Consider the following 23,323-nt stretch of genomic DNA (forward strand, 5'->3'; position numbering starts at 1 on the left):
CCATCGAGGAGCTCTGAACGACGTGGCACCCTCGAAGCCGGACGCCGCGGGCGTGCTGCCGTTCGACACCGAGCCTGAGCTCGATCTCGGACCCACGCGCCGTCCCCCGGTCGACTTCCCGAAGCCCAAGCGGCTGGACCACCACGGCCCGGCGCGCATCGTCGCCATGTGCAACCAGAAGGGCGGCGTCGGCAAGACCACCACCACCATCAACCTGGGCGCCGCGCTGGCCGACTACGGCCGCCGGGTGCTGCTGGTCGACTTCGACCCCCAGGGCGCGCTGTCGGTCGGTCTCGGCCTCGACGCGCACGACCTCGAGCTGTCGATCTACAACGTCCTGATGGACCCGTCGCTGCGGGCCGCCGACATCGTGCAGAAGACGCCGATCGACGGCATGGACCTCCTGCCCGCCAACATCGACCTCTCCGCGGCCGAGATCCAGCTGGTTACCGAGGTCGGCCGCGAGCAGGCGCTCGGCCGCATCCTCAAGCCGCTGGCCGGCGAGTATGACCTCATGCTGATCGACTGCCAGCCGTCGCTCGGGCTGCTGACGGTCAACGCGCTCACCGCCGCCGACGGCGTCGTGGTGCCGCTCGAGTGCGAGTACTTCGCGCTGCGCGGGGTGGCGCTGCTGCAGGAGACGATCGAGAAGGTGCGCGACCGCCTCAACCCCGACCTGGAGATCGAGGGCCTGCTGGCCACCATGTACGACTCCCGCACGGTGCACGGCCGTGAGGTGCTGTCGCGGCTGGTCGAGGCGTTCGGCGACAAGGTCTTCCACACCGTCATCGGCCGCACCGTCCGGTTTCCCGAGACCACCGTCGCCGGGCTGCCCATCACCAGCTTCGCACCGTCCTCGCGCGGCGCCTCGGCCTACCGTCAGCTGGCCCGCGAGGTCCTGGCCCGCTGGGAGCCGGCCCGCCCGTGACGGACGCCACCACCCTGCTGATCGAGCCGGAGCAGGACGAGAACTCGACGTTCGAGGTGCACCTCGAGAACTTCGAGGGCCCCTTCGACCTGCTGCTCACGCTCATCGCCAAGCACAAGCTCGACGTCACCGAGGTGGCGTTGTCCCAGGTCACCGACGAGTTCATCGCCCACATCAAGGCGTCCGACTGGGACCTCGACGAGACCAGCGAGTTCCTGGTCGTCGCGGCGACGCTGCTCGACCTCAAGGCGGCCCGGCTGCTGCCCAGCGGCGAGGTCGAGGACGAGGACGACCTCGCGCTGCTCGAGGCGCGGGACCTGCTGTTCGCCCGGCTGCTGCAGTACAAGGCGTACAAGGAGGTCGCGAGCGTGCTGGCGGCCCGCTTCGCCGACGAGGCGCTGCGCTTCCCGCGCGCCGTCGGACTGGAGGAGCGGTACTCGGCGCTGCTGCCCGAGGTGGTCGTCGGGCTGGGCCCGGAGGAGCTGGCCATGCTGGCGGCCAAGGTGCTCACGCCGAAGCCGCCGCCGCTGGTCGGGCTGGCGCACCTGCACCAGCCGCGGGTCAGCGTCCGCGAGCAGGCGCTGGTCGTCGTCGACCGGTTGCGCCGGTCCCGGGTGCTGACGTTCCGCACGCTGGCCGCCGACTGCCCGACGACGCTGCACGTCGTGGCCCGGTTCCTGTCGCTGCTGGAGCTGTACCGCGAGAAGGCGGTGGCGTTCGAGCAGGTCGTCGCGCTCGGCGAGCTGACGGTGCGCTGGACCGGTGACGACGACGAGGATGTGCCCGTGAGCGCGGAATTCGATGAGGAGGGGACCGTTGACGCAGCCGACGCCGAGTGACGCCGAGCCCGGCCTGCGCGCGTCGGTCGAGGCGATCCTGCTGGTCGTCGACGAGCCGATCGACGTCGTGACGCTGGCGCAGGTGCTGGAGCGGTCGCGGGGCGAGATCAGCGACGTGCTGGAGATCCTGCGCGACGAGTATGCCCGGCCGGGCCGCGGCTTCGAGCTGCGCGAGGTCGGCGGCGGCTGGCGGTTCTACACGCACGCCTCCTGCGCGCCCGTCGTCGAGCGGTTCGTCCTCGACGGCCAGCAGGCCAAGCTGACCCAGGCGGCGCTCGAGACGCTGGCCGTCGTCGCGTACCGGCAGCCGGTCAGCCGGGCCCGGGTGTCGGCCGTCCGCGGCGTCAACTGCGACGGCGTCATGCGCACGCTCATCGCCCGCGGGCTGGTCGCCGACGCCGGGGTCGACTCCGAGTCCGGCGCGTACCTGTACAGCACCACGCCCTACTTCCTGGAGCGCCTCGGCATGGCCTCGATCGACGAGTTGCCGCCGCTGGCGCCGTACCTGCCCGACGCCGATAGCATTGAGGAACGTGACACCGAGAATGCCTGACGCCTCTGACAACGACGCGCAGGGTGTACGGCTGCAGAAGGTGCTCGCGGCGGCCGGGGTGGGCAGCCGCCGGGCCAGCGAGGCGCTCATCGCGGCCGGCCGGGTCGAGGTCGACGGCAGGGTCGTGCGCACGCTCGGCACCCGGGTCGACCCCGCCACCGCCGTCATCAAGGTCGACGGCTCGCGCATCACCACCGCCGAGGCCGGGCAGGTCTACCTCGCGCTCAACAAGCCGGCCGGCGTCGTCAGCTCGATGAGCGACCCCGAGGGCCGGCCCGACCTCGGCGGCTACGTCCGCGGCCGGCGCGAGCGGCTGTTCCACGTCGGACGGCTCGACGCCGACACCGAGGGCCTCATCCTGCTCACCAACGACGGCGAGCTGGCGCACCGGCTGGCGCACCCGTCGTACGAGGTGCTCAAGACCTACGTCGCCGAGGTGCCCGGTCCCGTCGCGCCCGCCCTCGGCCGCGAGCTGCGGGCCGGCATCGAGTTGGAGGACGGCCCGGTGCGGGTCGACTCCTTCCGCGTCGTCGGCCGCGTCGGCACCCGCGTCATGGTCGAGGTCGTGCTGCACGAGGGGCGCAAGCACATCGTGCGCCGCCTGCTCGAGGCCGTCGGGCATCCGGTGAAGCGGCTGGTCCGCACCCACGTCGGGCCGGTCGCGATGGGCGACCTGCGTCCCGGCAACACCCGGGTACTGACCACGGCGGAGATCGCCGCGCTGTACCACGAGGTCGGCCTGTGACCGTCCGCGCGATACGAGGAGCCACCCAGCTCGACGCCGACGACGCCGAGCACCTGCTGGAGCGGACCGCCGAGCTGATGACCACGGTGCTCGACCGCAACGAGCTCACCCCCGACGACGTCATCAGCATCTTCCTCACCGCCACGCCGGACCTGCGCTCGGCGTTCCCGGCCGTGGCGGTGCGGCAGCTGGGCATCACCGACGTGCCGATGATGTGCGCGCAGGAGATCGGCGTCGCCGGCGCGCTGCCGCGGGTGGTGCGGCTGATGGCGCACGTCGAGACCACGAAGCCGCGCTCGGCCATGCGGCACGTGTACCTGCACGGCACCACGGTGCTGCGCGACGACCTCGCGGACCGGTGATGGACCCGTTCGGAGGCCGGAGCGTCCTCGTCGTCGGCACCGGGCTGGTCGGGACGTCGCTCGGCCTGGCGCTGACGCGGGCCGGGGTGGACGTGCGGCTGGCCGACGCGAAGCCGGAGTTCCTGGCCGAGGCGGTCCGTCTCGGCGCAGGGCGCCCGGAGGCCGGCGACGAGACGTCCGCCGCGTTCGCCGTCGTCGCGGTCCCGCCGGAAGCCGTCGCCTCCGTCGTCGGCGAGGTGCTGGCGGGCGGGCGGGCCGAGTACGCCACCGACGTCGCCAGCGTGAAGGTGCTGCCGACGACGCAGGTGCGCGAGCGGGTCGCCGACCCGGGCCGCTACGTCGGCAGCCACCCGATGGCCGGCCGCGAGATCAGCGGTCCGAGCGGCGCGCTGGCCGACCTGTTCGAGGGCCGCCCGTGGGTGATCTGCCCCGACGACGGCACCCACCAGCAGGCCGTCACCCGCGCCCTGGCGGTGGCCCGGCTGGCCGGCGCCGTCCCGATGACCATGACCGCGGCCGAGCACGACGCCGCCGTCGCGCTGGTGTCGCACGCGCCACACCTCGTGGCCGCGCTGATGGCCGGCCGGCTGGCCGGCGCGCCCGGGCACGAGGTGCGCCTGGCGGGTCCCGGTGTCACCGACGTCACCCGCGTCGCGAGCGGCGACCCGGAGCTGTGGACGGAGATCCTGACGGCGAACGCGGCGGCCGTGCGCCCCGTGCTGGAGGCGCTGCGCACCGACCTCGACCGCCTCATGACGGCGCTGGAGGCCCCGGTGACCGGCCAGCCCGTGCTGCGCGAGCTGCTGCGCGGCGGCGTCGACGGCCGGTCCCGGCTGCCCGGCAAGCACGGCGCCGAGCACACCGAGTTCGCCACCGTCATCGTCGCCGTCGACGACAAGCCCGGCCAGCTGGCCCGGCTGTTCGCCGACGCGGGCGCGGCCGGCGTCAACGTCGAGGACGTCCGCATCGAGCACGCCGCCGGGCAGCCGCTCGGCCTGGTCGAACTGGACGTCCGCCCCGGCGCCGAGGACGAGCTGGCGGCGTCGTTGCGCGAACGCGGCTGGACCATCCGCGGGTGATGACGACGGCCGGTAATCTTCTGGGCGTGTCCGATACCCCCGCTGACGTCTCCGCCCACGACCTCGTCGTCGCCATCGACGGCCCGTCCGGTTCCGGGAAGTCGACGGTGGCCCGCCGGGTCGCGGCCGCGCTCGGCCTGCGCTACCTCGACACCGGCGCCATGTACCGGGCGGTCACCTGGTGGGCGCTGGAGCAGGACGTCGACCTCGCCGACGTCGAGCGGGTGGCGCAGCTGGCCCGCGAGCTGCCGCTGGAACAGGGGCTGGACCCCGCCGACCCGACGGTCGCGGTCGGCGGCACCGACATCGCCGCGGCCATCCGCACCAGCCGCATCTCCGCCGCCGTCAGCGCCGTCGCCACCAACCTCGGCGTCCGCGCGGAGCTGGTGGCCCGGCAGCAGGCCGTCGCGCGGGCCGGCGGCGTCGTCGTCGAGGGCCGCGACATCACCACCGTGGTCGCGCCCGACGCGCCCGTGCGGGTCCTGCTGACTGCCGACGAGCAGGTCCGGCTGTCGCGGCGGGCGCTCGAGGTGCACGGCAGCGCCGACGCGTCCGCCGTCGACGCCACCCGCGACCAGGTGGTCCGCCGCGACGCCGACGACGCCACCGTCGCCAGCTTCCACGAGGCCGCCGACGGCGTCGACGTCGTCGACTCGTCGCTGCTGTCGCTGGACGAGACCGTCGCCGCGGTCCTGAAGTTGGTGGAGGCCCGCACGGGGGTGCGGACGTGAGCGACTCCGGTCTGCCGACCTACCGGGGCTCGGTCTTCGGCAAGGGGGCCGCCTGGACGCTGGCCCGGCTGCTCTACCGCGTCACCATCACCGGCGCCGAGCACGTCCCGCGCACCGGCCCGGTCATCCTGGCGCCCAACCACACCGGGTTCCTCGACGCGCCGCTGCTCATGGGCACCTGCCCGCGCCCGGTGCACACGCTGGCCAAGAAAGAGCTGTTCAAGGGCCCGCTGGGCTGGCTGCTGCACGGCGTCGGGCAGATCCCGCTGGATCGCGACGACCCCAGCCGCGCCATGATCAAGTCCGGCATCGGGGTGCTCGACGCCGGTCGTGTCCTCGTCGTGTTCCCCGAGGGCACCCGCGGCGCCGGCGACTTCGCGGCGCTGCGCACCGGGCTGGCGTGGTTCGCGCTGCGCTCCGGCGCCCCCGTCATCCCGGTCGTCTTTGCCGGAACCGCCGGTCGAGGACGTACATTGGGTGGGATGCCCGGCCTGCGTTCCCGGGTCGAGGTCGTCTTCGGTCGTCCGGTCACGCTGCCGGCGGGCGGCGGGCGCACGCGCTCGGCCCTCGACGCGGCGACCGAACAGCTGCGCGAAGCCCTGGTGGCCCATCGCGAGGCCGTGGCGTCCCGAACCGAGGAGCACACGTGAGCGAGCAGTACCCGGCGGAGGCGCTCGACGCCGAGGCCTCCGACGAGGTCTACACGCCGGTCGTCGCCGTCGTCGGCCGGCCGAATGTCGGCAAGTCGACGCTGGTCAACCGCATTCTCGGCCGCCGCGAGGCGGTCGTCGAGGACGTCCCCGGCGTCACCCGCGACCGCGTCGCCTACGACGCAGCGTGGGCCGGGCGGTCGTTCACGCTGCTCGACACCGGCGGCTGGGACCCCGAGGCCAAGGGCATGGCGGCGCGCATCACGGCGCAGGCCGAGGTCGGCATGGCCGCCGCCGACGTCGTCATGTTCGTCGTCGACTCCACTGTCGGCGCCACCGACACCGACGAGGCGGTCGCGAAGCTGCTGCGGCGCTCCGGCAAGCCGGTGCTGCTGGTGGCCAACAAGGTCGACGGCTCCAGCGGCGAGGCCGACGCCACCGTCCTGTGGAATCTCGCGCTGGGCGAGCCGTACCCCGTCTCGGCGCTGCACGGCCGGGGGAGCGGCGACCTCCTCGACGCCGTCGTGGCCGCGCTGCCCGACGCGCCGCCCGAGTCGTTCGACGCCCTCGAGGCCGGACCCCGCCGGGTCGCGCTGGTCGGCAAGCCCAACGTCGGCAAGTCCAGCCTGCTGAACAAGCTGGCCGGCGAGGACCGCGTGGTCGTCGACTCCGTCGCCGGCACCACCGTCGACCCCATCGACGAGCTGATCGAGCTGGGCGAGCGCGAGTGGCGGTTCATCGACACCGCCGGCATCCGCCGCCGGGTGCACGAGGCGTCCGGCGCGGAGTACTTCGCGTCGCTGCGCACGGCGTCGGCGCTGGAGCGCGCCGAGGTCGCCGTCGTCCTCGTCGACGCCAGCGAGCCGATGGCCGAGCAGGACCTCCGCATCATCTCGATGGTCGTCGACGCCGGCCGCGCCCTCGTCCTGGCGTTCAACAAGTGGGACCTCCTCGACGACGAGCGGCGCGACACGCTGGAACGCGAGATCGACCGCCAGCTCGACCGCGTCACGTGGGCGCCGCGCATCAACGTCTCCGCCCGCACCGGCTGGCACGTCGACCGTCTCGTCCGGGCGCTCGACACCTCGCTGGACGGCTGGGAGCAGCGCATCCCGACCGGCAAGCTCAACGCGTTCCTCGGCCAGCTGGTGGCGGCGCACCCGCACCCGGTGCGTGGCGGCAAGCAGCCGCGCATCATGTTCGCGACCCAGGCCGACACCCGTCCGCCCCGGTTCGTGCTGTTCACCACCGGGTTCCTCGAGCCGTCGTACCGCCGGTTCGTGGAGCGGCGGCTGCGCGAGGAGTTCGGGTTCGAGGGCACCCCGATCGACATCGCGATGAAGATCCGAGAGAAGCGCTCCCGGTCATGATGCCGCGGCCGGACACCATCACCCCCATGATGGCCACGCTGGCGCCCGCCCTGCCGCCCGACGACGGCGGCTGGGGCTTCGAGGTCAAGTGGGACGGTGTCCGGACCATCGCGTACGTCACCGACGACGGTGTGCGGCTGTCCAGCCGTACCCTGCGCGACGTCACGCGCGTCTATCCCGACGTGCACGGCGTCGCCTCGGCCTTGACCGGCCGCCGGGTCATCCTCGACGGTGAGGTCGTCGCGTTCGACGACACCGGGCGGCCGTCGTTCGAGAAGCTGCAGTCCCGGATGAACGTCGAGGTCTCCGGCCTGTCCGACCCGCTCGTCACCGGAGCGCCGGCCGTCTACGTCCTGTTCGACCTGCTGTGGCTGGACGACCGGTCGCTGATGGACGCGCCCTACTCGGAGCGGCGCGGGCTGCTGGACGAGCTGCTGCCGTCCGGCGGGCCGGGCTGGACCGTCCCCGCCTACGTCCCCGGCGACGGCGCCGCCATGCTGGCCGCCACGAAGGCGCAGCGGCTGGAGGGCGTCATCGCGAAGCGGCTGGCCAGCCGCTACCTGCCCGGCAAACGTGGGCGCGACTGGCTCAAGGTGAAGAACGTCTCGCGCCAGGAGGTCGTCATCGGCGGCTGGCTGCCCGGTGAGGGCGGGTTGACCGGCACCGTTGGCGCGCTGGCCGTCGGCGTCTACTCGCCCGACGGCGCCTTCCGGTACGCCGGGCGGGTCGGGACGGGGTTCACGCTGGCGGAGCGGCGGCGGCTGGCGTCGCTGCTCGCGCACCTGGCCGCCGAGGCGTCGCCGTTCGTGGGCGCCCAGCCCGACAAACCCGGCTGCGTGTTCGTCCGGCCGGAGCTGGTGTGCGACGTGGCGTTCGCCGAGTGGACGGCCATCGGCACGCTGCGCCATCCGGCCTACAAGGGCCTGCGCCACGACAAGCCCCCGCGCGACGTCGTCCGGGAAGTCGCCGGCTGATCATGGCCGGGGAGCTGTCGCTCGCGCAGGCGCGGAGGATCGCGCTGCGGGCGCAGCTCCTGGACCGGCCCCCGCCGGCCGCGTCCGCGTCGCCGGTGACGGCCGTGCGGGTGCGGTCGGTGCTGCGGGCGCTCGGCGCGGTGCAGCTGGACGCCGTCAACGTGCTGGTCCGGTCGCACTACCTGACGTTGTACTCGCGGCTGGGCCCGTACGACCCGGCGCTGCTCGACGACGTCGTGTACCGGCGGCGGCACGGGTTCGAGTACTGGGGGCATGCGGCGTCGCTGTTGCCGGTCGAGCTGTATCCGGCGCTGCGGTGGCGGATGCGGCGGAGAGACGAACAGGCGTCCTGGCAGCGGTTCCGCGAGCGGGTGGAGCGGGAACGGCCCGGCTACCTGGCCGCGCTGACGGCCGAGGTCGGCGCCCGCGGGCCGCTCGCCTACACCGATCTCGCCGACAGAGCGCAGCGCGACCGCACCGACCTCGGCGAGTACGCGGACTCCACACTGCTCTGGTACCGCTGGTCCGACGGGAAGTCCGCGCTGGAGGGGCTCTTCGACGCCGGCGCGCTGGCCGCGTCGGGGCGGCGCGGGTTCGAGCGGCTCTACGACCTGCCGTCGCGCGTGTTGCCCGCGGCCGTGCTGGCCGCACCGGACCTGTCGCCGGAGGACGGGCAGCGCGAGCTGGTCCGGTGGGCGATGGCCGGGCTGGGCGTCGCGACCGCCCGGGACGTCGCCGACTACTTCCGCACGCCCGGCGTCGACACGCGGGCGCGGCTGCGCGAGCTGGTCGCGTCGGGGGAGCTGGCGCCGGTGCGCGTGGAGGGCTGGGCGGAGCCAACCTGGCTGGCGCCCGTCCCGGTCCCGCGGTCGGTCGAGGCACGGGCGCTGCTGTCGCCGTTCGACTCGCTGCTGTGGGAGCGCGCCCGGGTGCGGCGGCTGTTCGGGTTCCGGCACAGCTTTGAGCTGTACGTCAAGCCCGAGAAGCGCGAGTTCGGGTACTTCGTGCTGCCGTTCCTGCTGGGCGACCGGTTGGTCGCGCGGGTGGATGTCAAGGCGGACCGGTCGCGCGGTGTGCTGCTGGTGCCGGGAGCGTTCGCCGAGGACGGCGTCGACGTCGCTGGGGTCGTCGCGGCGCTGGCCGGGGAGCTGCGCCGGCTGGCCGCCTGGCTCGGGCTGAACGCCGTCGAGGTGGGGAGGCGCGGGTCCCTGGCCGCGCGATTGGGGCGTGCGCTCGATTAAGCTCGCGCGGCCGGGACCCGCAGTCTGACGTCGCGCCGGTCGGCCTCGGGCGCGGCGAAGGCCAGCAGGCGGGTCGCCTCGGCCTCCAGCTCGGCCTCCTGCGCGGCGGTGACCGGCCGCAGAAGGTCGGCGGTGAGCACGGCGCCGTCGTCGTCGGTGGCGAGGGTCCAGAAGCCGCTCACCACGCCGTCGACCAGGATGGCCGCCTCCCACCCGACCCGGGCCGCCGCGTCCGGACCGACCAGGCGGCTCCGGTCGGCGTAGGCGAGCACGACGTTGTCGGCCAGGGCGAGCAGCCGGACCGGCGCCGGCGTGTCCGGGTCGGGCCGCGGCGCGTCAGGGAGGTCGAACAGGTCCTCGCCCTGCGGGCCGCTGAACGTCACCAGCTCCGGGCGCATCGCCTCGACGACCTCGCGCAGCCGCGTCAGCCCGCTCCACGCCTGGACGTCCTTGACGGTGGCCGGGCCGAACGCGGCGAGGTAGCGGCGGATGAGCGTGGTCGGCGGCACGCCGGGGGAGAGCGGCCGGCCGAGCCAGCTGGCCGCCAGCGCGATGTGCGCCGGGCCGTGCCGGTGCCACAGCCCGTCCGGCGGCGGGTGCACGACCGGCAGCAGCCCCTGCACCGACCGCGCCAGCGCCGTCGAGTTGTGCTCGGGCCAGCGGGCGGCCAGCGCCCGGCTCAGCCGCGGCCGGGTGAGCCGCCCGTCGTCGAGCAGCTGCTCGGCCACCTTCGCCAGCTCCGCCGCGTCGACGCCGTCGAGGGCCTTGCCCCAGGCGCCGCGCTGCCAGCGTTCCAGCATCGGCTGGAGCATGGGACGCAGCCACAGATAGTCGTCGGTGGCGACGAGGTGCAGCGTGCCGCGGAACAGCGTGGCCCGGACGACGCTGCGGTCGAGCTGCAGCGCGGTCAGCTGCCCGACGCTGAAGCCGTCGACGCGGTCCCACAGCATGACGTACGGAGGGTCCGGGTCCTGGCCCTGCAGCCCCACCAGATCGCGGACGACGTCCAGCGCCCCTCGGCCGGTGCGCCCGAGCAGGTGCTGCCGCGCGAGCGTCGCCCGGTTCAGCCGCCGCCCGTCGAGTCGCTGGTGCATGTCAGCACCGTAGGCCCGAATGAGGTCATCCGGTGTCGGCGACGGTGTCCCACCTCCAACCGTGACATCGCTCCGGCCGGCGGGTGTAGCGGTGGCCGGTGGGGCTGCGCCACCGCGTGCTGCCGTCCGAGCCCCGGACGACGGTCCAGTTCCCCTGGTGTTTGAGCAGATGGTGCGTGGTACACAGTGCGTGCAGGTTGCCCGGCGACGTGACGCCGCCGGACGCGAAGGGCACCACGTGGTCGAGGTCGGTGGTGTGCGCCGGCTGGTGGCACCCGGGCGCCCGGCACGTGCGGTCGCGGGCCACGACGAAGTCGGCGAGCGCCCGGGTGGGACGGTACCGGGTGCGCCCGTGCTCGAGCAGCTGCCCGGTGCCGGGTTCGGTACGCAGCCAGGTCCAGACCCCGGCGGCCGCGAGCTCCCGGGCGGTCGTGGCGGGGATGGTCCCGTAGCCGTCGAGCTCGCCGGGTTCGTCGCTGAAGCCGGCGAGGGTGGAGAAGGGGATCGTCACGTGCACCGCGATGGGTCGCTGGCGTGGTCTCGCTTCGCCGGGGGCCGGGTGGGTGGGCGCACGCTCGCCACGGCCGGCCGTCGTGGACCGCCCGGCCGTCGTGAGCGGACCGGCCGTCGTGAGCGGGCCGGCCGTCGTGAGCAGGCCGGCAGCCGTCGGCCTGGCCGGTGCTGGAGCGTGGCCGGCCTGGTCTGGAGTGGCTGTGCAGCGGTCGGCGGCCGTTGGCCTGCTCGGCCCGGGTGTGGCTGGTCGCCTCGGGCGTGGCTGTGGACCGTTCGGCAGCGGTGGGCCCGTCCGGTGCCGTGGGGTTGGCGCAGGCGGCGAGCGCGGCCCAGCCGAGGTCGGCGAGTGCGTCGGCGCGGCGTTGGTCGGCGGTGCGGGCCGGTGCGCCGGCGGCGGTGTCGGCGCGATGGGCGTCGGCGGCCGCGGCCTTGAGTGCGGTGTGCAGCGCGGTGGCGTCCTCGGCGGGCAGGAGCGCCTCGAGGAATGCCATGCCGTCGGTAGCAGGCGTGACGGCGACGTAGCGGGTGTCGCGGGCGAGGCGGTGCCGCTCGGCCATCTCGACGGGGGCGAGCTCGTGCAGGACCCGTTTCACCAGTTTGCGCAGTGCGACGGCGTCCATCGTGGCGGCGTGGGGGAGCACGGCCGCCTCGACCCGGGCGCGTATGGCAGGGTCCTGGCCGCCGAGCTCGTCGGTGATCACGCGGGCTCGGCGCAGATCGATCAGCCCCGCGGCCAGCGCCTCGTGGGTGTGCGGGAAGTCCTCGACCAGCTGCAGGGAGTGCCCGACCTCGTTCTCGGCCTGCCGGGTCGTGAGGTGGCAGCGTCCGGCGATCTCGACCGCGGTGTTGGTGACCGGGTTGACCGAGCGGTAGCCGGTCGGGCGGGGACGCAGCTCGGCCCGGGTCGCGAGTTCGGCGAGAACGGTCGCGTGGCCGGCGGCGACCCAGGCGGACAGCTGCGCCCACGCGGCCGCGGCCTCGACGAGGTCGTAGGCGTCGGCCGTGCCGGGGTCGAACGCGGCCAGCGCGGCCGCCAGCGCCGGGCCCACCGCGCCGCCCGGGGCAGGGCCCACCGGGGCCGGGCACGTCGCGCCGCCTGGGGCTGGGCCCACCGGGGCCGGGCTCACCGTGCCGCCCGGGGCTGGGCCCACCGGGGCCGGGCTCACCGTGCCGCCCGGGGCTGGGCCCACCGGGGCCGGGCTCACCGTGCCGCCCGGGGCTGGGCCCACCGGGGCCGGGCTCACCGTGCCGCCCGGGGCTGGGCCCACCGGGGCCGGGCTCACCGTGCCGCCCGGGGCTGGGCCCACCGGGACCGGGCCCACCGTGCCGCCCTGGGCAGGGCCGGCTGCGCCGCCCGCCACCGGACCCGCCACAGCGCCCGTCGCAAGCACTGTCACGGCACCCGCCATGGCTCCCGCCACCGGGTCGGCTCCCGGCGACGGCTGTGGCAGCAGCGTTTCTTCGAACATGTAAATGATCTTACCGCCACCAGCCACCAAGATCAACTCGCGGAAAACCAGTTGCCTCCGCCGACCGGCAGGTGATCGACTGGCCGCACCAACGAGCGAGAAGGGAGAGCGGCATGCGCCGAGCTTTCGGGTTCACCCCAGCGACTCCATTCGTCCGAGCAAGGGACTCGAAGCTCACGTGCGTACGCTCAACCTGGGCATCCTCGCGCACATCGACGCCGGAAAGACCAGTCTGACCGAGCGGCTGCTGTATGCGGCCGGGGTCATCGACGAGGTCGGCAGTGTCGACGCGGGGAGCACACAGACCGACTCGCTCGCGCTGGAACGTCAGCGCGGCATCACCATCAGGTCCGCGGTCGTCGCGTTCACCGTCGGCGACACCGCGGTCAACCTCATCGACACGCCCGGCCACCCCGACTTCATCGCCGAGGTCGAGCGGGTGCTCAGCGTGCTTGACGGCGCCGTGCTGGTCGTGTCGGCGGTCGAGGGGGTGCAGGCGCAGACGCGAGTGCTCATGCGCACGCTGCGCCGCCTCCGCCTCCCGACGCTGATCTTCGTCAACAAGCTCGACCGCGCCGGCGCCGACCTGGACGCCGTCATCGGGCAGCTCGCGGCCAAGCTGACGCCGCGCATCGTCCCGCTCGGCGACGCTGCCCGGCAGGGCGCGAAGGACGCGACCTTCCGGACGTTCACCGAGGCCGACGACGGGTTCGGCGCACGGCTGGCCGAGACGCTGGCCGACGGCGACGACGCGCTGCTCGCGGACTATGTCGAGCGTCCGGCGGGCGTCACGCACCGGCGGCTGCTGCGTTCGCTGGCGCGGCAGTCGCGGTCGGCGCGGGTGCATCCGGTGTTCGCGGGCTCCGCCATCACGGGTGTGGGCATCGACGAGCTGACGGCGGGCATCGTGCGGCTGCTGCCGTCCACGCCGGTGTCGGACGACGGCGCGGGCGGCCCGCCGGAGGGCAGCGTGTTCAAGGTCGAGCGTGGCCCGGCCGGTGAGAAGATCGCCTACGTCCGCATGGCGGCCGGCACGCTGCGCACCCGCGACCGGCTGGCGGCCGGCAAGGCCACCGCCATCAGGGTCTTCGACGACGGCGGCGCGCGGCCGGTCACGGAGGTGTCGGCCGGGCGCATCGCCAAGGTCTGGGGCCTGAACGGCGTGCGCGTCGGCGACCACCTCGGCGCGGCGCACGGTGACGACGCGGCGCAGCCGCACTTCGCGCCGCCGACGCTCGAGACCGTCGTCGTGCCGCGGCGGGCCCGCGACCGTGGTGCCCTGCACGCGGCGCTGGCCCAGCTGGCCGAGCAGGACCCGCTGATCGACCTGCGCCAGGACGACCTGCGGCGGGAGGTGTCGGTGTCGCTCTACGGCGAGGTGCAGAAGGAGGTCGTCCAGGCGACCCTCGAGGCCGAGTACGGCATCGGCGTCGACTTCCGTGAATCCACCACCATCCACGTCGAGCGGGTCACCGGCAGCGGCGAGGCGGTCGAGCTGATCCAGCAGGACGGCAACCCGTTCCTCGCCGGCGTCGGGCTGCGGGTCGACCCGGCGCCGGACCGGGACGGGGTGACGTTCGGCATCGAGATCGAGTTGGGATCTCTGCCGCCGGCGTTCCTGCGGGCGATCGACGAGACCGTCCACGAGACGCTGCGGCAGGGCCTGCACGGCTGGGACGTGCCCGACTGCCGGGTGACGCTGGTCCGGTCGCAGTACTGGCCGCGGCAGAGCCACTCGCACGCCACGTTCGACAAGAGCATGTCGAGCACCGCGGGCGACTTCCGGCTGCTGACGCCGCTCGTGCTGATGACGGCGCTGGCGCGGGCGGGGACGCGGGTCCAGGAGCCCGTGCACCGGTTCGAGCTGGAGCTGCCGGCCGACTGCCTCGGCCAGGTGCTGCCCGCGCTGGCCCGGCTGCGGGCGGTGCCCGGCGCGCCGTCACCGACGGCGTCCGGCTACCTGCTGGCGGGCGACCTCCCGGCGGCGCACACGCACGAGCTGCAGCAGCAGTTGCCGTCGCTGACCCGAGGCGAGGGCGTCCTGGAGACCCGGTTCGACCGCTACCAGCCGGTGCCCGGCCCGCCGCCGGAGCGCCCCCGCACCGACCACGACCCGCTGCACCGCCACGAGTACCTGCTGCACGTCGTCCGCCGGGTGTGACGCGCTCACCCGGCGGACGGGATCGTCTCCAGGTCGCCGAGCAGCAGCTCGCGGTCCTCGTCGGTGCTGATGTCGGCGCTGGCCAGCCGGGCCTGCTCGACGTGGCGCCGGGCCTCGTCGTGGTCGCCGGCGACGGCGTACGCGCGGCCCAGCGCCTCGTAGGCGAAGGCGAGGTCCCAGTCGCCGATGCCGTGCTCCTGGCAGGTCGACAGCACCAGGCGGGCGTGGAACAGCGCCGGCTCGGCCCGCCCGACGACGCAGTAGACCCGCGAGCACAGCCAGTGGCTACGGGCGACGTTGTTCGGCGTGCCGGCCTGGAGCCAGTGGTAGGCCGACGCGTGCGCCTGGTGGATCATCAGGACGTCGTCGGCGGGGGACCGGTCCTCCAGCTCCATCAGCCGCCACGTGTCGTTGAACAGGTCGGCGCCGAGCCGGCGGTGCAGCTCGGGCTCAGCGACGGGCGCCGCGGGTGTGCTCATGGTCCACTCCTCGTCGGTCAGCGCGTGGTCGATCGTGTGCAGGATGCCGCGCAATCGGGTCACCCGCGCGTCGATGCGGCGGCGGTGCTCGGCCAGCGCGGACCGGAACGCCTCGCGGTCGCCGACCAGCTCCAACAGCCGGCGGACGTCCTCCAGCGGCAGCTCCAGCGCGCGCAGCCGGCGCACCAGCCGCACCTGCTCGACCTGCGCCGGCCGGTACCACCGGTAGCCGGTGACGGGGTCGACCTCCGCTGGCCGGAGCACCCCGAGGCGGTCGTAGTGCCGCAGCGTCTTCGGGGTGACCCCGGCCAGCCGGGCCACCTGGCCGACGGTCAGCCGCGCGTCCTCCACGTATCGCACGCTAGGCCTTGCCCCAGGGACAACGTCAACGATGTCTGCGACACTCGTGCCCATGGTCGGGCAGACCTACCGTGAACGGCCGCCGCGGCGACGGCTGGCCGGACTCGTCGCGACCACCTGGGTGCAGCGCGTCGCGCCGGGCTCGCCGGCCTACGTGCAGCGCGACATCCCGTCCGGCGCCGTCGAGCTGGTGTGCCGGGTGGGCGGGACGCCCCAATTGTCCGGACCGCTCACCGGGCCGCGGGCCGACCTGATCCCGCCCGGCACGACCGTCGTCGGCCTGCGGTTCCGGCCGGGCGCCGCCGCGGCCGTGCTCGGGCTGCCGGCGTCGGAGCTCACCGACCTCCGGGTCGGCGCCGCCGACGTGTGGGGGACGGCGGCAACGGCGGCCGGCGAGCGGCTGGCCGCGGCGACCACCGGCGACGCGGCGGTGGCGGTGCTGGAGGAGTTGGTGACGGCGGCCGCCGGGCGTGCCGGCGTCACCGGGCCGGACCCCCTGATCGCCGAGGCGGTGCGCCGGCTCATGCCCTGGCACGCCGCGGAGGCGGGCGTCGTCGGCACGGCGCTGCACGTCTCCGAGCGGGCGTTCCGGCGGCGCTGCCTCGCCGACGTCGGCGTCGGGCCGAAGACGTTGCAGCGGATGCTGCGCTTCCAGGGTTTCCTGGCCCGGACGCAGGCCGCGCTCGCCGACGGGCGTGACCCCGCGGGCGACGGCCTGGCCCGGCTCGCCGCGGACGCCGGCTACGCCGACCAGGCGCACCTGACCCGCGAGTGCGTCCGCCTCACCGGGGCGACGCCACGGACGTTCCTCCGCGACACCCAGGAGGCCTGCGGCTGCGGTCACGACCACGCGGCGTCGTACACCCCGCTGCTGACTGGCCGTTTCGTTCAAGAGCGGCGGGTGCTGCGGGCCTAGCGTCGCCGTCATGACCACCACCGCGGGACCCGAACCCCGTCCGCTGGCCGTCGTCGGCTGCCGTTCCGCCGCGGACGTCGCCGGCGCCATCGACCTCGCCCGGCGGCACGGCGTCCCGGCGGTCCCGCGCAGCGGCGGGCACTGTTTCGCCGGCCGTTCGTGGACGTCGGGCGTGGTCATCGACGTGCGTCCGATGCGGACGGTGACGGCCGCCGGCGACCGCGTCACCGTCGGCGCCGGGGTCCGGCTGGGCGAGCTCTACGCCGAACTGGCCCGTCACGGGATGACATTGCCCGCCGGCTGCGGCCCGACGGTCGGCATCGCCGGCCTCACCCTGGGGGGCGGCTTCGGCATCCTCGGGCGGCGGTACGGGCTGACCGCGGACCGGCTGACGGCGGCCCGGGTCGTGCTGGCCGACGGGCGGGTCGTCGACTGCGACGAGGAGCGTCACGCCGACCTGTTCTGGGCGCTGCGCGGCGCGGGCGGCGGCCAGTTCGGCGTCGTGACGGAGCTGACGTTCCGGGCCGTGCCGGAGCCCGAGGTGACCGCGTTCCACCTCGCCTGGCCCGTCGCCGAGGCGGCCGCGGTGCTCGCCGCGTGGCAGGAGTGGTCGCCGGACGGACCGGACGAGCTGGCCGCGAGCCTGCTGCTGGTGGGCGGCCCGGATCCCGGCCGGCCGCCGGTCGCGAACGTGTTCGGGACGCTCCTCGGCGGCGAGCCGGAGACGGCCGCACTGCTGGCCCGGTTCATCGCCCGCGTCGGCACGCCGCCCGCGACCCAGGCCGTCGCGACCCGTCCGTACGCCGCCACCAAACAGCACCTGGCCGAGCTCGGCGCGCGGATGGCGGGGCCTGCGACGGAGCACCGTCCGCTCAGCCGCTCGGAGTACGTCGCCCGGTCCCTCCCGGAGGAGGCGGTCGCGGCGCTGGTGGACGGCCTGGCGCGGGACCGGGTCGCGGGCGAGACGCGCGAGCTCGACGTCAGCCCGTGGGGCGGCGCCTACACCAGGGTGCCCGTGGACGCGACCGCCTTCGCCCACCGCGAGGCGCGGTTCCTGGTCAAGCACGCCGTCACCGGCCCCGATCCGGCCGGCTGGCTGGACCGGTCCTGGGCGGCGGCGCATCCGTGGGGGACCGGCGGCGTCTACCCGAACTTCCCCGACCCGCGGCTGGACGATCCGCTGGGGGCCTACCACGGGCCGAACCTCGCCCGGCTCCGGCAGGTCAAGGCCGCGTACGACCCCGGCGGCTTTTTCGACTTCCCGCAATCGATCCGCGCCTGACCCGACCCCGAGAGAGGAGCTGACGATGCGTGACCTGACCGACGAGGCCCGCCGCCTGCTGAGCGGCGGGCACCCCGCGCACCTCGCGACGCTGATGCCGGACGGCTCGCCGCACTCCGTCCCGGTGTGGGTCGGCCTGGACGGCGACCGCGCCTGGGAGATCATCGACCGGATGGCGGACGCCTACGTCGGCATGCCGTACGCCCCGCGCACCGACCGCGTCGTCTACGCGATCGAGCCGGAGCACGTCCGCGTGGTGGTGATCGGATGAGCGTCTTCGCAGCCCTGTCCGTCTCCGTCGACGGCTACGTCACCGGCCCGGACCCGAGCCCGGAGCAGGCGCTCGGCCGCACCACGTACGACCACTCCGGCGGCTTCGGCGGCGGCAGCCCGCACCCGAGCGCCCCGCTGGTCGTGCTGACCCACCGGCCGGTCCCGGAGGCGTCCGCGGCGCAGACCGTCGCGGGCAGCATCGAGGAGGCGGTCGCCCGGGCGAGAGAGCTCGCGGGCGATCTCGACGTCGGGCTGATGGGCACCGGCGTGACGGCGGCGGCGCTGGCCGCGGGGCTGCTGGACGAGGTGACGCTGCACCAGGTGCCCGTCCTGCTGGGCGGCGGCACGCCGTTCTTCCACGCGCTGCCCGAGTCGCGGCCGCTGGAGCGGGTGAGCGTGGTCGAGGCGCCAGGCGTCACGCACCTGACCTTCCGGGTGGTCCGCTGACGGGCGTGACAGGCTGGGTCCGTGCAGGTGGGCATTCTCGGGCCGGTCCGGCTGAGCGACGGCGACACGGTCATCGCGGTGGGCGGGGCGCGGTTGCGGGCGCTGCTGACCCGGCTGGCGCTCGACCCGGGCGCCGTCGTCGGCGTGCGGGCGCTGGTCGACGCGGTGTGGCCGGACGATCCGCCGGGCGATCCCGTCAACGCGGTGCAGACGCTGGTGTCGCGGCTGCGCCGGCTGCTGCCGGACGGGACGCGGGTGCGGCAGCTGGCCGGCGGCTACCAGCTGGACCTGACGGCCGACGACGTCGACGCGGCGCGGTTCGAGCGGCTGGCGCGGACCGGACGCGACCGCCTGCGGGCGGGCGATCCCGCCGACGCGACGACGGCGCTGCGCGAGGCGCTCGGGCTGTGGCGCGGCCGCCCGCTCGCCGACCTCGACGGCGCGGCGGTGGCCGGCCCGGTCGTCGCGCGGCTGGACGAGCTGCGGCTGGCCGCGGCGGAGGACCTGGCCGAGGCCGAGCTGGCCGCAGGAGGCAGCCCCGCCGACGTGGCTGTGCGGCTGCGGGCGCTGATCGCCGAGCAGCCGCTGCGCGAACGGCTCCGGGCGCTGCACGTGCGGGCGCTCGTCGCGGCGGGACGGCGGGCCGAGGCGCTCGAGGCGTTCGAGGACGCCCGCACGCTGCTGGCCGATCGGCTCGGCGCCGACCCCGGCCCGGAGCTGCGCGCCGCCCACCTCGAGGCGTTGCGCGACGATGAGCCGGCGCCGGGCCGAAGCGCGCTGCCGGTCCCGCTGACCTCACTGATCGGCCGCGACGACGACCTCGCCGGAGTGACGAAGGCGCTCGGCCGGGCCCGGCTGGTGACGCTGACCGGGCCGGGCGGCGCGGGCAAGACCCGGCTGGCGGTCGCGGCCGCGGCGACGCTGCCCACGCCGGTCCGGCTGGTCGAGCTGGCCGCGGTCACCGACCAGGACGACCTGGCGACGGCGGCCGCCGACGCGCTGCTGGCGCACGCCGCGCCGGGCACCGTCGAGCCGCCCGAGCGCACCGCCCTCGACCGCCTGGTCGAGACGCTCGGCGGCGGCGAGACACTGCTGCTGCTGGACAACTGCGAGCACGTCGTCGGCGCGGCGGCCGGGCTGGCCGGCGAGTTGCTGGCGCGCTGCCCGCGGCTGCGGGTGCTGACGACCAGCCGCGAGCCGCTGCGGCTGCCCGGCGAGGCGCTGTACGAGGTGCGCCCGCTGGCCGAGGCCGACGCCATCCGGCTGTTCACCGAGCGGGCCCGCGACGTCCGGCCCGGCGCCGACCTCGACCCGGAGCTCGTCGCGGAGGTCTGCCGCCGCCTCGACGGGCTGCCGCTCGCGATCGAGCTGGCGGCGGCCCGGCTGCGGTCGCTGCCGCTGGCCGAGCTGACGCACCGGCTCGGCGACCGTTTCGGCGTGCTCACCCGCGGCGCCCGCACCGCCGAGCAGCGCCACCGCACGCTGCGCGACCTCGTCGCGTGGAGCTGGGAGCTGCTGACCGAGCCGGAGCGGGCGCTGCTGGAGCGCCTCGGCGTCGTCCCCATCGTGACGCCGGCGACGGCGGCCGCGCAGGCCGGGCCGGACGCGCCGGAGCTGCTCGCCGCGCTGGTCGACAAGTCGCTGCTGCAGCTCGCCGACGACGGCCCGGAGCCGCGCTACCGCATGCTGGAGACGATCCGCGCGTTCGCTCTGGCCCGGCTGACGGCGTCCGGCGGCCGGCCCGCCGCGGAGGCCGCGCTGGTCGCGTCGGTGCTGGAGCTGGCCGAGTGGGCCGAGCCGGGGCTGCGGACGGCGGACCAGCCGCGCCGGCTGGCGCTGCTGCGCGCCGAGTGGGAGAACCTGCGCGCGGCGGTGCAGCTGGCCGTCGCCACCGACCCGGCCGCCGCGGTCCGCCTGGGCGCCGCGCTGGCGCCGTACTGGACCGTGTCGTCGGACCACACGAGCACCACCCACCGGCTGCGCCGGCTGCTCGACCTCGACGGACCGGCCGACCCGGAGCGCCGCGCCGTCGTCGTCGCGTACTACGTGTTCAACGCGCTGCTCGGCGGGCACAACCCGGAGGCGCTGGCGATCGTCGGCCGGTTGCGCGGCTGGGCCGCCGCGGTGCCGCCGGCCGGGCACCCCGTCCTCGCGCTGCTCGACCCGCTGCTGGCGCTGCTGGCCGACGAGACCGACGCCGGCGTGGCCGCGGCCGACCGGCTGCTGCCCGGCGCCGGCGACTGGACCCGCGGCGGGCTGCTGCTGGTCCGCTCGATGCTCGGCGGGACCAGCGGCGACATGCCGAGCGCGATCGCCGACCTCGACGGGGCGGCGGCGGCGTTCTGTGCCGCCGGCGACCTCTGGGGCGAGTCGACGGCGCTCACGTTCCTGGCGCTGATGCGGACGATGTTCGCCGACGCGACCGCGTCGGACGCGCTGGAGCGGGCCATCGCGCTGCGCCGGCGGCTCGACCCGGCCGACGAGGTGATCGAGCAGCGCGCCTGGCTGGCCCAGCTGCACGCCTGGACCGGTGCGCCGGACTGGGCCCGGGCCGAGCTGCTCGGCCTGGCCGGGCTGGCCGCGGCGTCGTCGGTGCACTGCGTCGTGCTGGTGCGGGTGCTGCTCGGCGACCTCGACCGGCTCGACGGCGACCTCGGCGGCGCCGGCCGCTGGTACGGCGAGGCGGCGGCGCACGTCGAGGAGTCGGGCGAGCCGATGTTCGTCGCGATCCTCGGCACCTCCGCCGCGCACCTCGCGGTGGCCGCGGGCGACGGCGACGGCGCCGTCCGCGAGCTGACGACGGCCAGCGCGGCGGCCGCGCACATCAAGGACCTGCCGCTGGTGGCGGCGGTCGGCGTTGCGGCGGCCGCCCTTCGGCAGGGGGCCGGAGCGCCGGACGAGGCGGCCGAGGCGCTGGGCGCCGCGCACGCGCTGCGCGGCGCCGCCGACGGCCTCAACCCCGACGTCCTGCGGCTCACCGCCCGGCTGCGCGACGAGCTGGGCGACGACCGGTTCACGACGGCCTACGAGCGCGGCCGGGCGCTGTCCGGCCCGGACGCCGCCGCGCTGATCACCGGGCTGGGCGACACACCCTAGGCGCGGCGCCGGTAGGCCCGCACCGCCAGCGGGACGAACACCACCAGGAACCCGGCCGACCACGCCAGCGTCGCCAGCACCGCGTCGCGCACCGGCCCGCCCAGCAGCAGCCCGCCGGCCGCGTCCATCGCCTGGCTGACGGGGTTGATGTCGGCCCACGCCTGCAGCCAGCCCGGCAGGGTGTCGGCCGGCGCCACCATGTCGGTGCCGAACGCCAGCGGGAAGATGCCGAGGAATGCCACCGACGTCACCAGCGTCTCCTCCTTCACCACCACGCCGATCAGCACGTTCACCCAGCTCAGCGCGAAGCCGAAGAGGATCGCCAACCCGGCGGCCGCGAGTGTCGCCGCCGGCCCCTCCGTCGGCCGGAAGCCCAGGGCGAGGCCGAGCGCGAACAGCGTCGCCACCGCCACGACGTACCGGACGACGTCGCCGAGGACCGCGCCCAGCAGCGGCGCCGACCGCGGGATCGGCAGGCTCCGGAACCGGTCGAACACGCCCTTCTTGATGTCCAGGTTGATGCTCAGCCCGGTGGAGGTGAGGCCGGCCAGGATCGCCGTCATCACCAGCACGCCGGGGAACACGTACTGCAGGTAGTCGTGGGTCGACCCGGCGACGGCCCCGCCGAACAGGTAGACGAACAGCAGCAGGAAGACCACCGGGAGGAAGACGGCGTCGAGGAACACGCCGGGGTTGCGGCGGGCCTTCGTCAGGCCCCGTCCGGCCAGGACGACGGCGTGCCGGGCGAGCGTCGTCATGCCGCCACCTCCGTCCGGCCGGTGAGCGCGAAGAACACCTCGTCGAGGCTGGGCAGCCGCAGCGCCAGCTCGGTGACGGCGATCCCGGCGGCGGCCAGCGCGGGCACCACCTCGGCCAGCACGTCGTCACCGTCGACCGCGGCGGTGAGCAGCCCGCCCGAGAGGTCCGGGACGCGCCCGGCCACCCGCTCCAGCAGCGCGGCGGCGTCCGGCACCCGGGCGGGGTCGGCCGGGCGGACGGCCAGCGTCTGGCCGCCGACGATCCGCTTCAGCTCGGTCGGGGTGCCGTGCGCGATCACCGCCCCGTGGTCGAGGACGGAGATCTCGTCGGCCAGCGCGTCGGCCTCCTCCAGGTACTGCGTGGTCAGCAGCACGGTGCCGCCGTCGGCCGTCATCGACCGGATCATCCGCCACACGTCCTCGCGCTTGCCCGGGTCCAGGCCGGTGGTCGGCTCGTCGAGGAACACCACGCGCGGCCTGGCGACCATGCTGGCGGCGAGGTCGAGGCGCCGGCGCATCCCGCCCGAGTACGTCGACACCCGCCGCCCGCCGGCCTCGGTCAGCTCGAACCGAGCCAGCAGCTCGTCCGCCCGCTGCCGGGCCGCGGCCCGCCGCAGGTCGAGCAGCCGGCCGAACAGCACCAGGTTCTCCCGGCCGGTGAGCTCCTCGTCGACCGAGGCGTACTGGCCGGTCAGCCCGATGCGGCGGCGGACGGCGTCGCCGTCGCGGGTCACGTCCAGCCCGTCGACGAAGGCCCGCCCGGCGTCCGGCCGCACCAGCGTGGCGAGGATCCGCACCGCCGTGGTCTTGCCGGCGCCGTTCGGGCCGAGCACGCCCAGCACGGTCCCGGGCGCGGCGCCGAGGTCGACGCCGGCCAGCGCCGTGGTGTCGCCGAAGCGTTTGACCAGTCCTTCTGTCCGGATCGCATACGTCATGGCGGCAGCGTGCCGACGGCCGCTGGCAGATCGCGCACAAACCACTGTCGGGGCGGGTCGAGCAAGCG

At 75.2% G+C, this 23,323-nt stretch carries 22 protein-coding genes and 1 pseudogene; 17 read left to right on the forward strand and 6 right to left on the reverse strand.

Annotation, left to right across the window (positions count from 1 at the left end; translation table 11 throughout):
* The first annotated feature begins 13 nt into the window (after nucleotides 1-13).
* The 11 genes from BLU82_RS11580 to BLU82_RS34715 are packed head-to-tail and all read left to right on the forward strand — an operon-like array spanning nucleotide 14 to nucleotide 9,472.
* Nucleotides 14-928 (forward strand): ParA family protein, encoded by a 915-nt coding sequence (locus BLU82_RS11580; protein WP_370246316.1) that lies wholly within the window; start codon nucleotides 14-16, stop codon nucleotides 926-928.
* Nucleotides 925-1,767: a ScpA family protein gene (locus BLU82_RS11585; protein ID WP_197682885.1), complete on the forward strand. Its 843-nt coding sequence runs from the start codon at nucleotides 925-927 to the stop codon at nucleotides 1,765-1,767. Before BLU82_RS11580 ends, BLU82_RS11585 begins: the two co-directional genes overlap by 4 nt.
* Nucleotides 1,745-2,320 (forward strand): SMC-Scp complex subunit ScpB, encoded by a 576-nt coding sequence (gene scpB, locus BLU82_RS11590; protein ID WP_231947768.1) that lies wholly within the window; start codon nucleotides 1,745-1,747, stop codon nucleotides 2,318-2,320. Before BLU82_RS11585 ends, scpB begins: the two co-directional genes overlap by 23 nt.
* Nucleotides 2,313-3,065, forward strand: coding sequence for a pseudouridine synthase (locus tag BLU82_RS11595; RefSeq protein WP_092619979.1), 753 nt, complete (start codon nucleotides 2,313-2,315; stop codon nucleotides 3,063-3,065). The genes scpB and BLU82_RS11595 overlap by 8 nt, the downstream gene beginning before the upstream one ends.
* Nucleotides 3,062-3,427: a chorismate mutase gene (gene aroH, locus BLU82_RS11600; RefSeq protein WP_092619982.1), complete on the forward strand. Its 366-nt coding sequence runs from the start codon at nucleotides 3,062-3,064 to the stop codon at nucleotides 3,425-3,427. The genes BLU82_RS11595 and aroH overlap by 4 nt, the downstream gene beginning before the upstream one ends.
* Complete coding sequence (locus BLU82_RS11605) at nucleotides 3,427-4,506, forward strand: prephenate dehydrogenase (protein ID WP_092619985.1); 1,080 nt, start codon at nucleotides 3,427-3,429, stop codon at nucleotides 4,504-4,506. The genes aroH and BLU82_RS11605 overlap by 1 nt, the downstream gene beginning before the upstream one ends.
* A gap of 26 nt (nucleotides 4,507-4,532) precedes the next feature.
* The gene (gene cmk / locus BLU82_RS11610; RefSeq protein WP_231947769.1) at nucleotides 4,533-5,237 is read left to right on the forward strand and encodes a (d)CMP kinase; all 705 of its coding nucleotides are present in this window, start codon (nucleotides 4,533-4,535) and stop codon (nucleotides 5,235-5,237) included.
* Entirely contained in the window at nucleotides 5,234-5,887 is a 654-nt protein-coding gene (locus tag BLU82_RS11615) for a 1-acyl-sn-glycerol-3-phosphate acyltransferase (RefSeq protein WP_092619991.1), read from the forward strand. Before cmk ends, BLU82_RS11615 begins: the two co-directional genes overlap by 4 nt.
* A complete protein-coding gene (gene der / locus BLU82_RS11620) occupies nucleotides 5,884-7,257 on the forward strand; it encodes a ribosome biogenesis GTPase Der (RefSeq protein WP_092619994.1) in 1,374 nt (457 codons plus the stop codon). Before BLU82_RS11615 ends, der begins: the two co-directional genes overlap by 4 nt.
* A 26-nt stretch (nucleotides 7,258-7,283) precedes the next feature.
* Nucleotides 7,284-8,231, forward strand: a complete 948-nt coding sequence (ligD, locus tag BLU82_RS11625) for a non-homologous end-joining DNA ligase (RefSeq protein WP_197682886.1) — start codon at nucleotides 7,284-7,286, stop codon at nucleotides 8,229-8,231.
* A gap of 2 nt (nucleotides 8,232-8,233) precedes the next feature.
* Nucleotides 8,234-9,472, forward strand: a complete 1,239-nt coding sequence (locus BLU82_RS34715) for a winged helix-turn-helix domain-containing protein (protein WP_172885584.1) — start codon at nucleotides 8,234-8,236, stop codon at nucleotides 9,470-9,472.
* Here BLU82_RS34715 and BLU82_RS11630 read toward each other — a convergent pair.
* From BLU82_RS11630 to BLU82_RS36310, 3 genes and pseudogenes are all read right to left on the reverse strand, one after another.
* Nucleotides 9,469-10,566, reverse strand: coding sequence for a winged helix DNA-binding domain-containing protein (locus BLU82_RS11630; RefSeq protein ID WP_172885585.1), 1,098 nt, complete (start codon nucleotides 10,564-10,566; stop codon nucleotides 9,469-9,471). The two genes, BLU82_RS34715 and BLU82_RS11630, sit on opposite strands and share 4 nt — an antisense overlap.
* A 25-nt stretch (nucleotides 10,567-10,591) precedes the next feature.
* Nucleotides 10,592-11,488 carry a DUF222 domain-containing protein gene (locus BLU82_RS36305; RefSeq protein ID WP_370246317.1) on the reverse strand — a complete coding sequence of 299 codons (897 nt, stop codon included), beginning with the start codon at nucleotides 11,486-11,488 and terminating at the stop codon, nucleotides 10,592-10,594.
* Nucleotides 11,373-12,548: pseudogene (locus tag BLU82_RS36310) on the reverse strand (DUF222 domain-containing protein); the annotation flags it as partial. The pseudogene BLU82_RS36310 and the gene BLU82_RS36305, both read right to left, overlap by 116 nt.
* A gap of 178 nt (nucleotides 12,549-12,726) precedes the next feature.
* Here BLU82_RS36310 and BLU82_RS11645 point away from each other — a divergent pair.
* Nucleotides 12,727-14,709, forward strand: coding sequence for a translation factor GTPase family protein (locus tag BLU82_RS11645; RefSeq protein WP_092620003.1), 1,983 nt, complete (start codon nucleotides 12,727-12,729; stop codon nucleotides 14,707-14,709).
* A gap of 5 nt (nucleotides 14,710-14,714) precedes the next feature.
* Here the strand turns inward: BLU82_RS11645 and BLU82_RS11650 are convergent, their stop codons facing one another.
* Nucleotides 14,715-15,539 carry a helix-turn-helix domain-containing protein gene (locus BLU82_RS11650; RefSeq protein WP_172885586.1) on the reverse strand — a complete coding sequence of 275 codons (825 nt, stop codon included), beginning with the start codon at nucleotides 15,537-15,539 and terminating at the stop codon, nucleotides 14,715-14,717.
* Nucleotides 15,540-15,579: 40 nt separating this feature from the next.
* Here BLU82_RS11650 and BLU82_RS11655 point away from each other — a divergent pair, with 40 nt between their 5' ends.
* The 5 genes from BLU82_RS11655 to BLU82_RS11675 are packed head-to-tail and all read left to right on the forward strand — an operon-like array spanning nucleotide 15,580 to nucleotide 21,562.
* Complete coding sequence (locus tag BLU82_RS11655) at nucleotides 15,580-16,464, forward strand: DUF6597 domain-containing transcriptional factor (protein WP_197682887.1); 885 nt, start codon at nucleotides 15,580-15,582, stop codon at nucleotides 16,462-16,464.
* Between the two features lie 10 nt (nucleotides 16,465-16,474).
* Nucleotides 16,475-17,746, forward strand: a complete 1,272-nt coding sequence (locus BLU82_RS11660) for an FAD-binding oxidoreductase (RefSeq protein WP_092620013.1) — start codon at nucleotides 16,475-16,477, stop codon at nucleotides 17,744-17,746.
* A gap of 25 nt (nucleotides 17,747-17,771) precedes the next feature.
* On the forward strand, nucleotides 17,772-18,017 hold the full coding sequence (locus BLU82_RS11665) for a pyridoxamine 5'-phosphate oxidase family protein (protein WP_092620016.1): 246 nt from the start codon (nucleotides 17,772-17,774) through the stop codon (nucleotides 18,015-18,017).
* Nucleotides 18,014-18,466: a dihydrofolate reductase family protein gene (locus BLU82_RS11670; protein ID WP_092620019.1), complete on the forward strand. Its 453-nt coding sequence runs from the start codon at nucleotides 18,014-18,016 to the stop codon at nucleotides 18,464-18,466. Before BLU82_RS11665 ends, BLU82_RS11670 begins: the two co-directional genes overlap by 4 nt.
* 21 nt (nucleotides 18,467-18,487) lie before the next feature.
* The gene (locus tag BLU82_RS11675; protein WP_092620022.1) at nucleotides 18,488-21,562 is read left to right on the forward strand and encodes a BTAD domain-containing putative transcriptional regulator; all 3,075 of its coding nucleotides are present in this window, start codon (nucleotides 18,488-18,490) and stop codon (nucleotides 21,560-21,562) included.
* On the opposite strand, the gene BLU82_RS11680 is transcribed toward BLU82_RS11675, so the two are convergent.
* Nucleotides 21,559-22,320 carry an ABC transporter permease gene (locus tag BLU82_RS11680; RefSeq protein WP_092620025.1) on the reverse strand — a complete coding sequence of 254 codons (762 nt, stop codon included), beginning with the start codon at nucleotides 22,318-22,320 and terminating at the stop codon, nucleotides 21,559-21,561. The genes BLU82_RS11675 and BLU82_RS11680 overlap by 4 nt on opposite strands.
* The gene (locus BLU82_RS11685; protein WP_092620028.1) at nucleotides 22,317-23,255 is read right to left on the reverse strand and encodes an ATP-binding cassette domain-containing protein; all 939 of its coding nucleotides are present in this window, start codon (nucleotides 23,253-23,255) and stop codon (nucleotides 22,317-22,319) included. The genes BLU82_RS11680 and BLU82_RS11685 overlap by 4 nt, the downstream gene beginning before the upstream one ends.
* Between the last annotated feature and the right edge of the window lie 68 nt (nucleotides 23,256-23,323).

It is taken from the genome of Jiangella sp. DSM 45060 (assembly GCF_900105175.1).
Classification (GTDB): domain Bacteria; phylum Actinomycetota; class Actinomycetes; order Jiangellales; family Jiangellaceae; genus Jiangella.

Bases quoted from the DNA above. Each gene is read 5' to 3' on its own strand.
- BLU82_RS11670 (WP_092620019.1), top strand. From the start codon at position 18,014: ATGAGCGTCTTCGCAGCCCTGTCCGTCTCCGTCGACGGCTACGTCACC.
- BLU82_RS11665 (WP_092620016.1), top strand. From the start codon at position 17,772: ATGCGTGACCTGACCGACGAGGCCCGCCGCCTGCTGAGCGGCGGGCAC.
- BLU82_RS11685 (WP_092620028.1), bottom strand. From the start codon at position 23,255: ATGACGTATGCGATCCGGACAGAAGGACTGGTCAAACGCTTCGGCGAC.
- BLU82_RS11595 (WP_092619979.1), top strand. From the start codon at position 2,313: ATGCCTGACGCCTCTGACAACGACGCGCAGGGTGTACGGCTGCAGAAG.
- BLU82_RS11660 (WP_092620013.1), top strand. From the start codon at position 16,475: ATGACCACCACCGCGGGACCCGAACCCCGTCCGCTGGCCGTCGTCGGC.
- BLU82_RS11655 (WP_197682887.1), top strand. From the start codon at position 15,580: ATGTCTGCGACACTCGTGCCCATGGTCGGGCAGACCTACCGTGAACGG.
- BLU82_RS11680 (WP_092620025.1), bottom strand. From the start codon at position 22,320: ATGACGACGCTCGCCCGGCACGCCGTCGTCCTGGCCGGACGGGGCCTG.
- BLU82_RS11630 (WP_172885585.1), bottom strand. From the start codon at position 10,566: ATGCACCAGCGACTCGACGGGCGGCGGCTGAACCGGGCGACGCTCGCG.
- BLU82_RS34715 (WP_172885584.1), top strand. From the start codon at position 8,234: ATGGCCGGGGAGCTGTCGCTCGCGCAGGCGCGGAGGATCGCGCTGCGG.
- ligD (WP_197682886.1), top strand. From the start codon at position 7,284: ATGATGGCCACGCTGGCGCCCGCCCTGCCGCCCGACGACGGCGGCTGG.
- BLU82_RS11605 (WP_092619985.1), top strand. From the start codon at position 3,427: ATGGACCCGTTCGGAGGCCGGAGCGTCCTCGTCGTCGGCACCGGGCTG.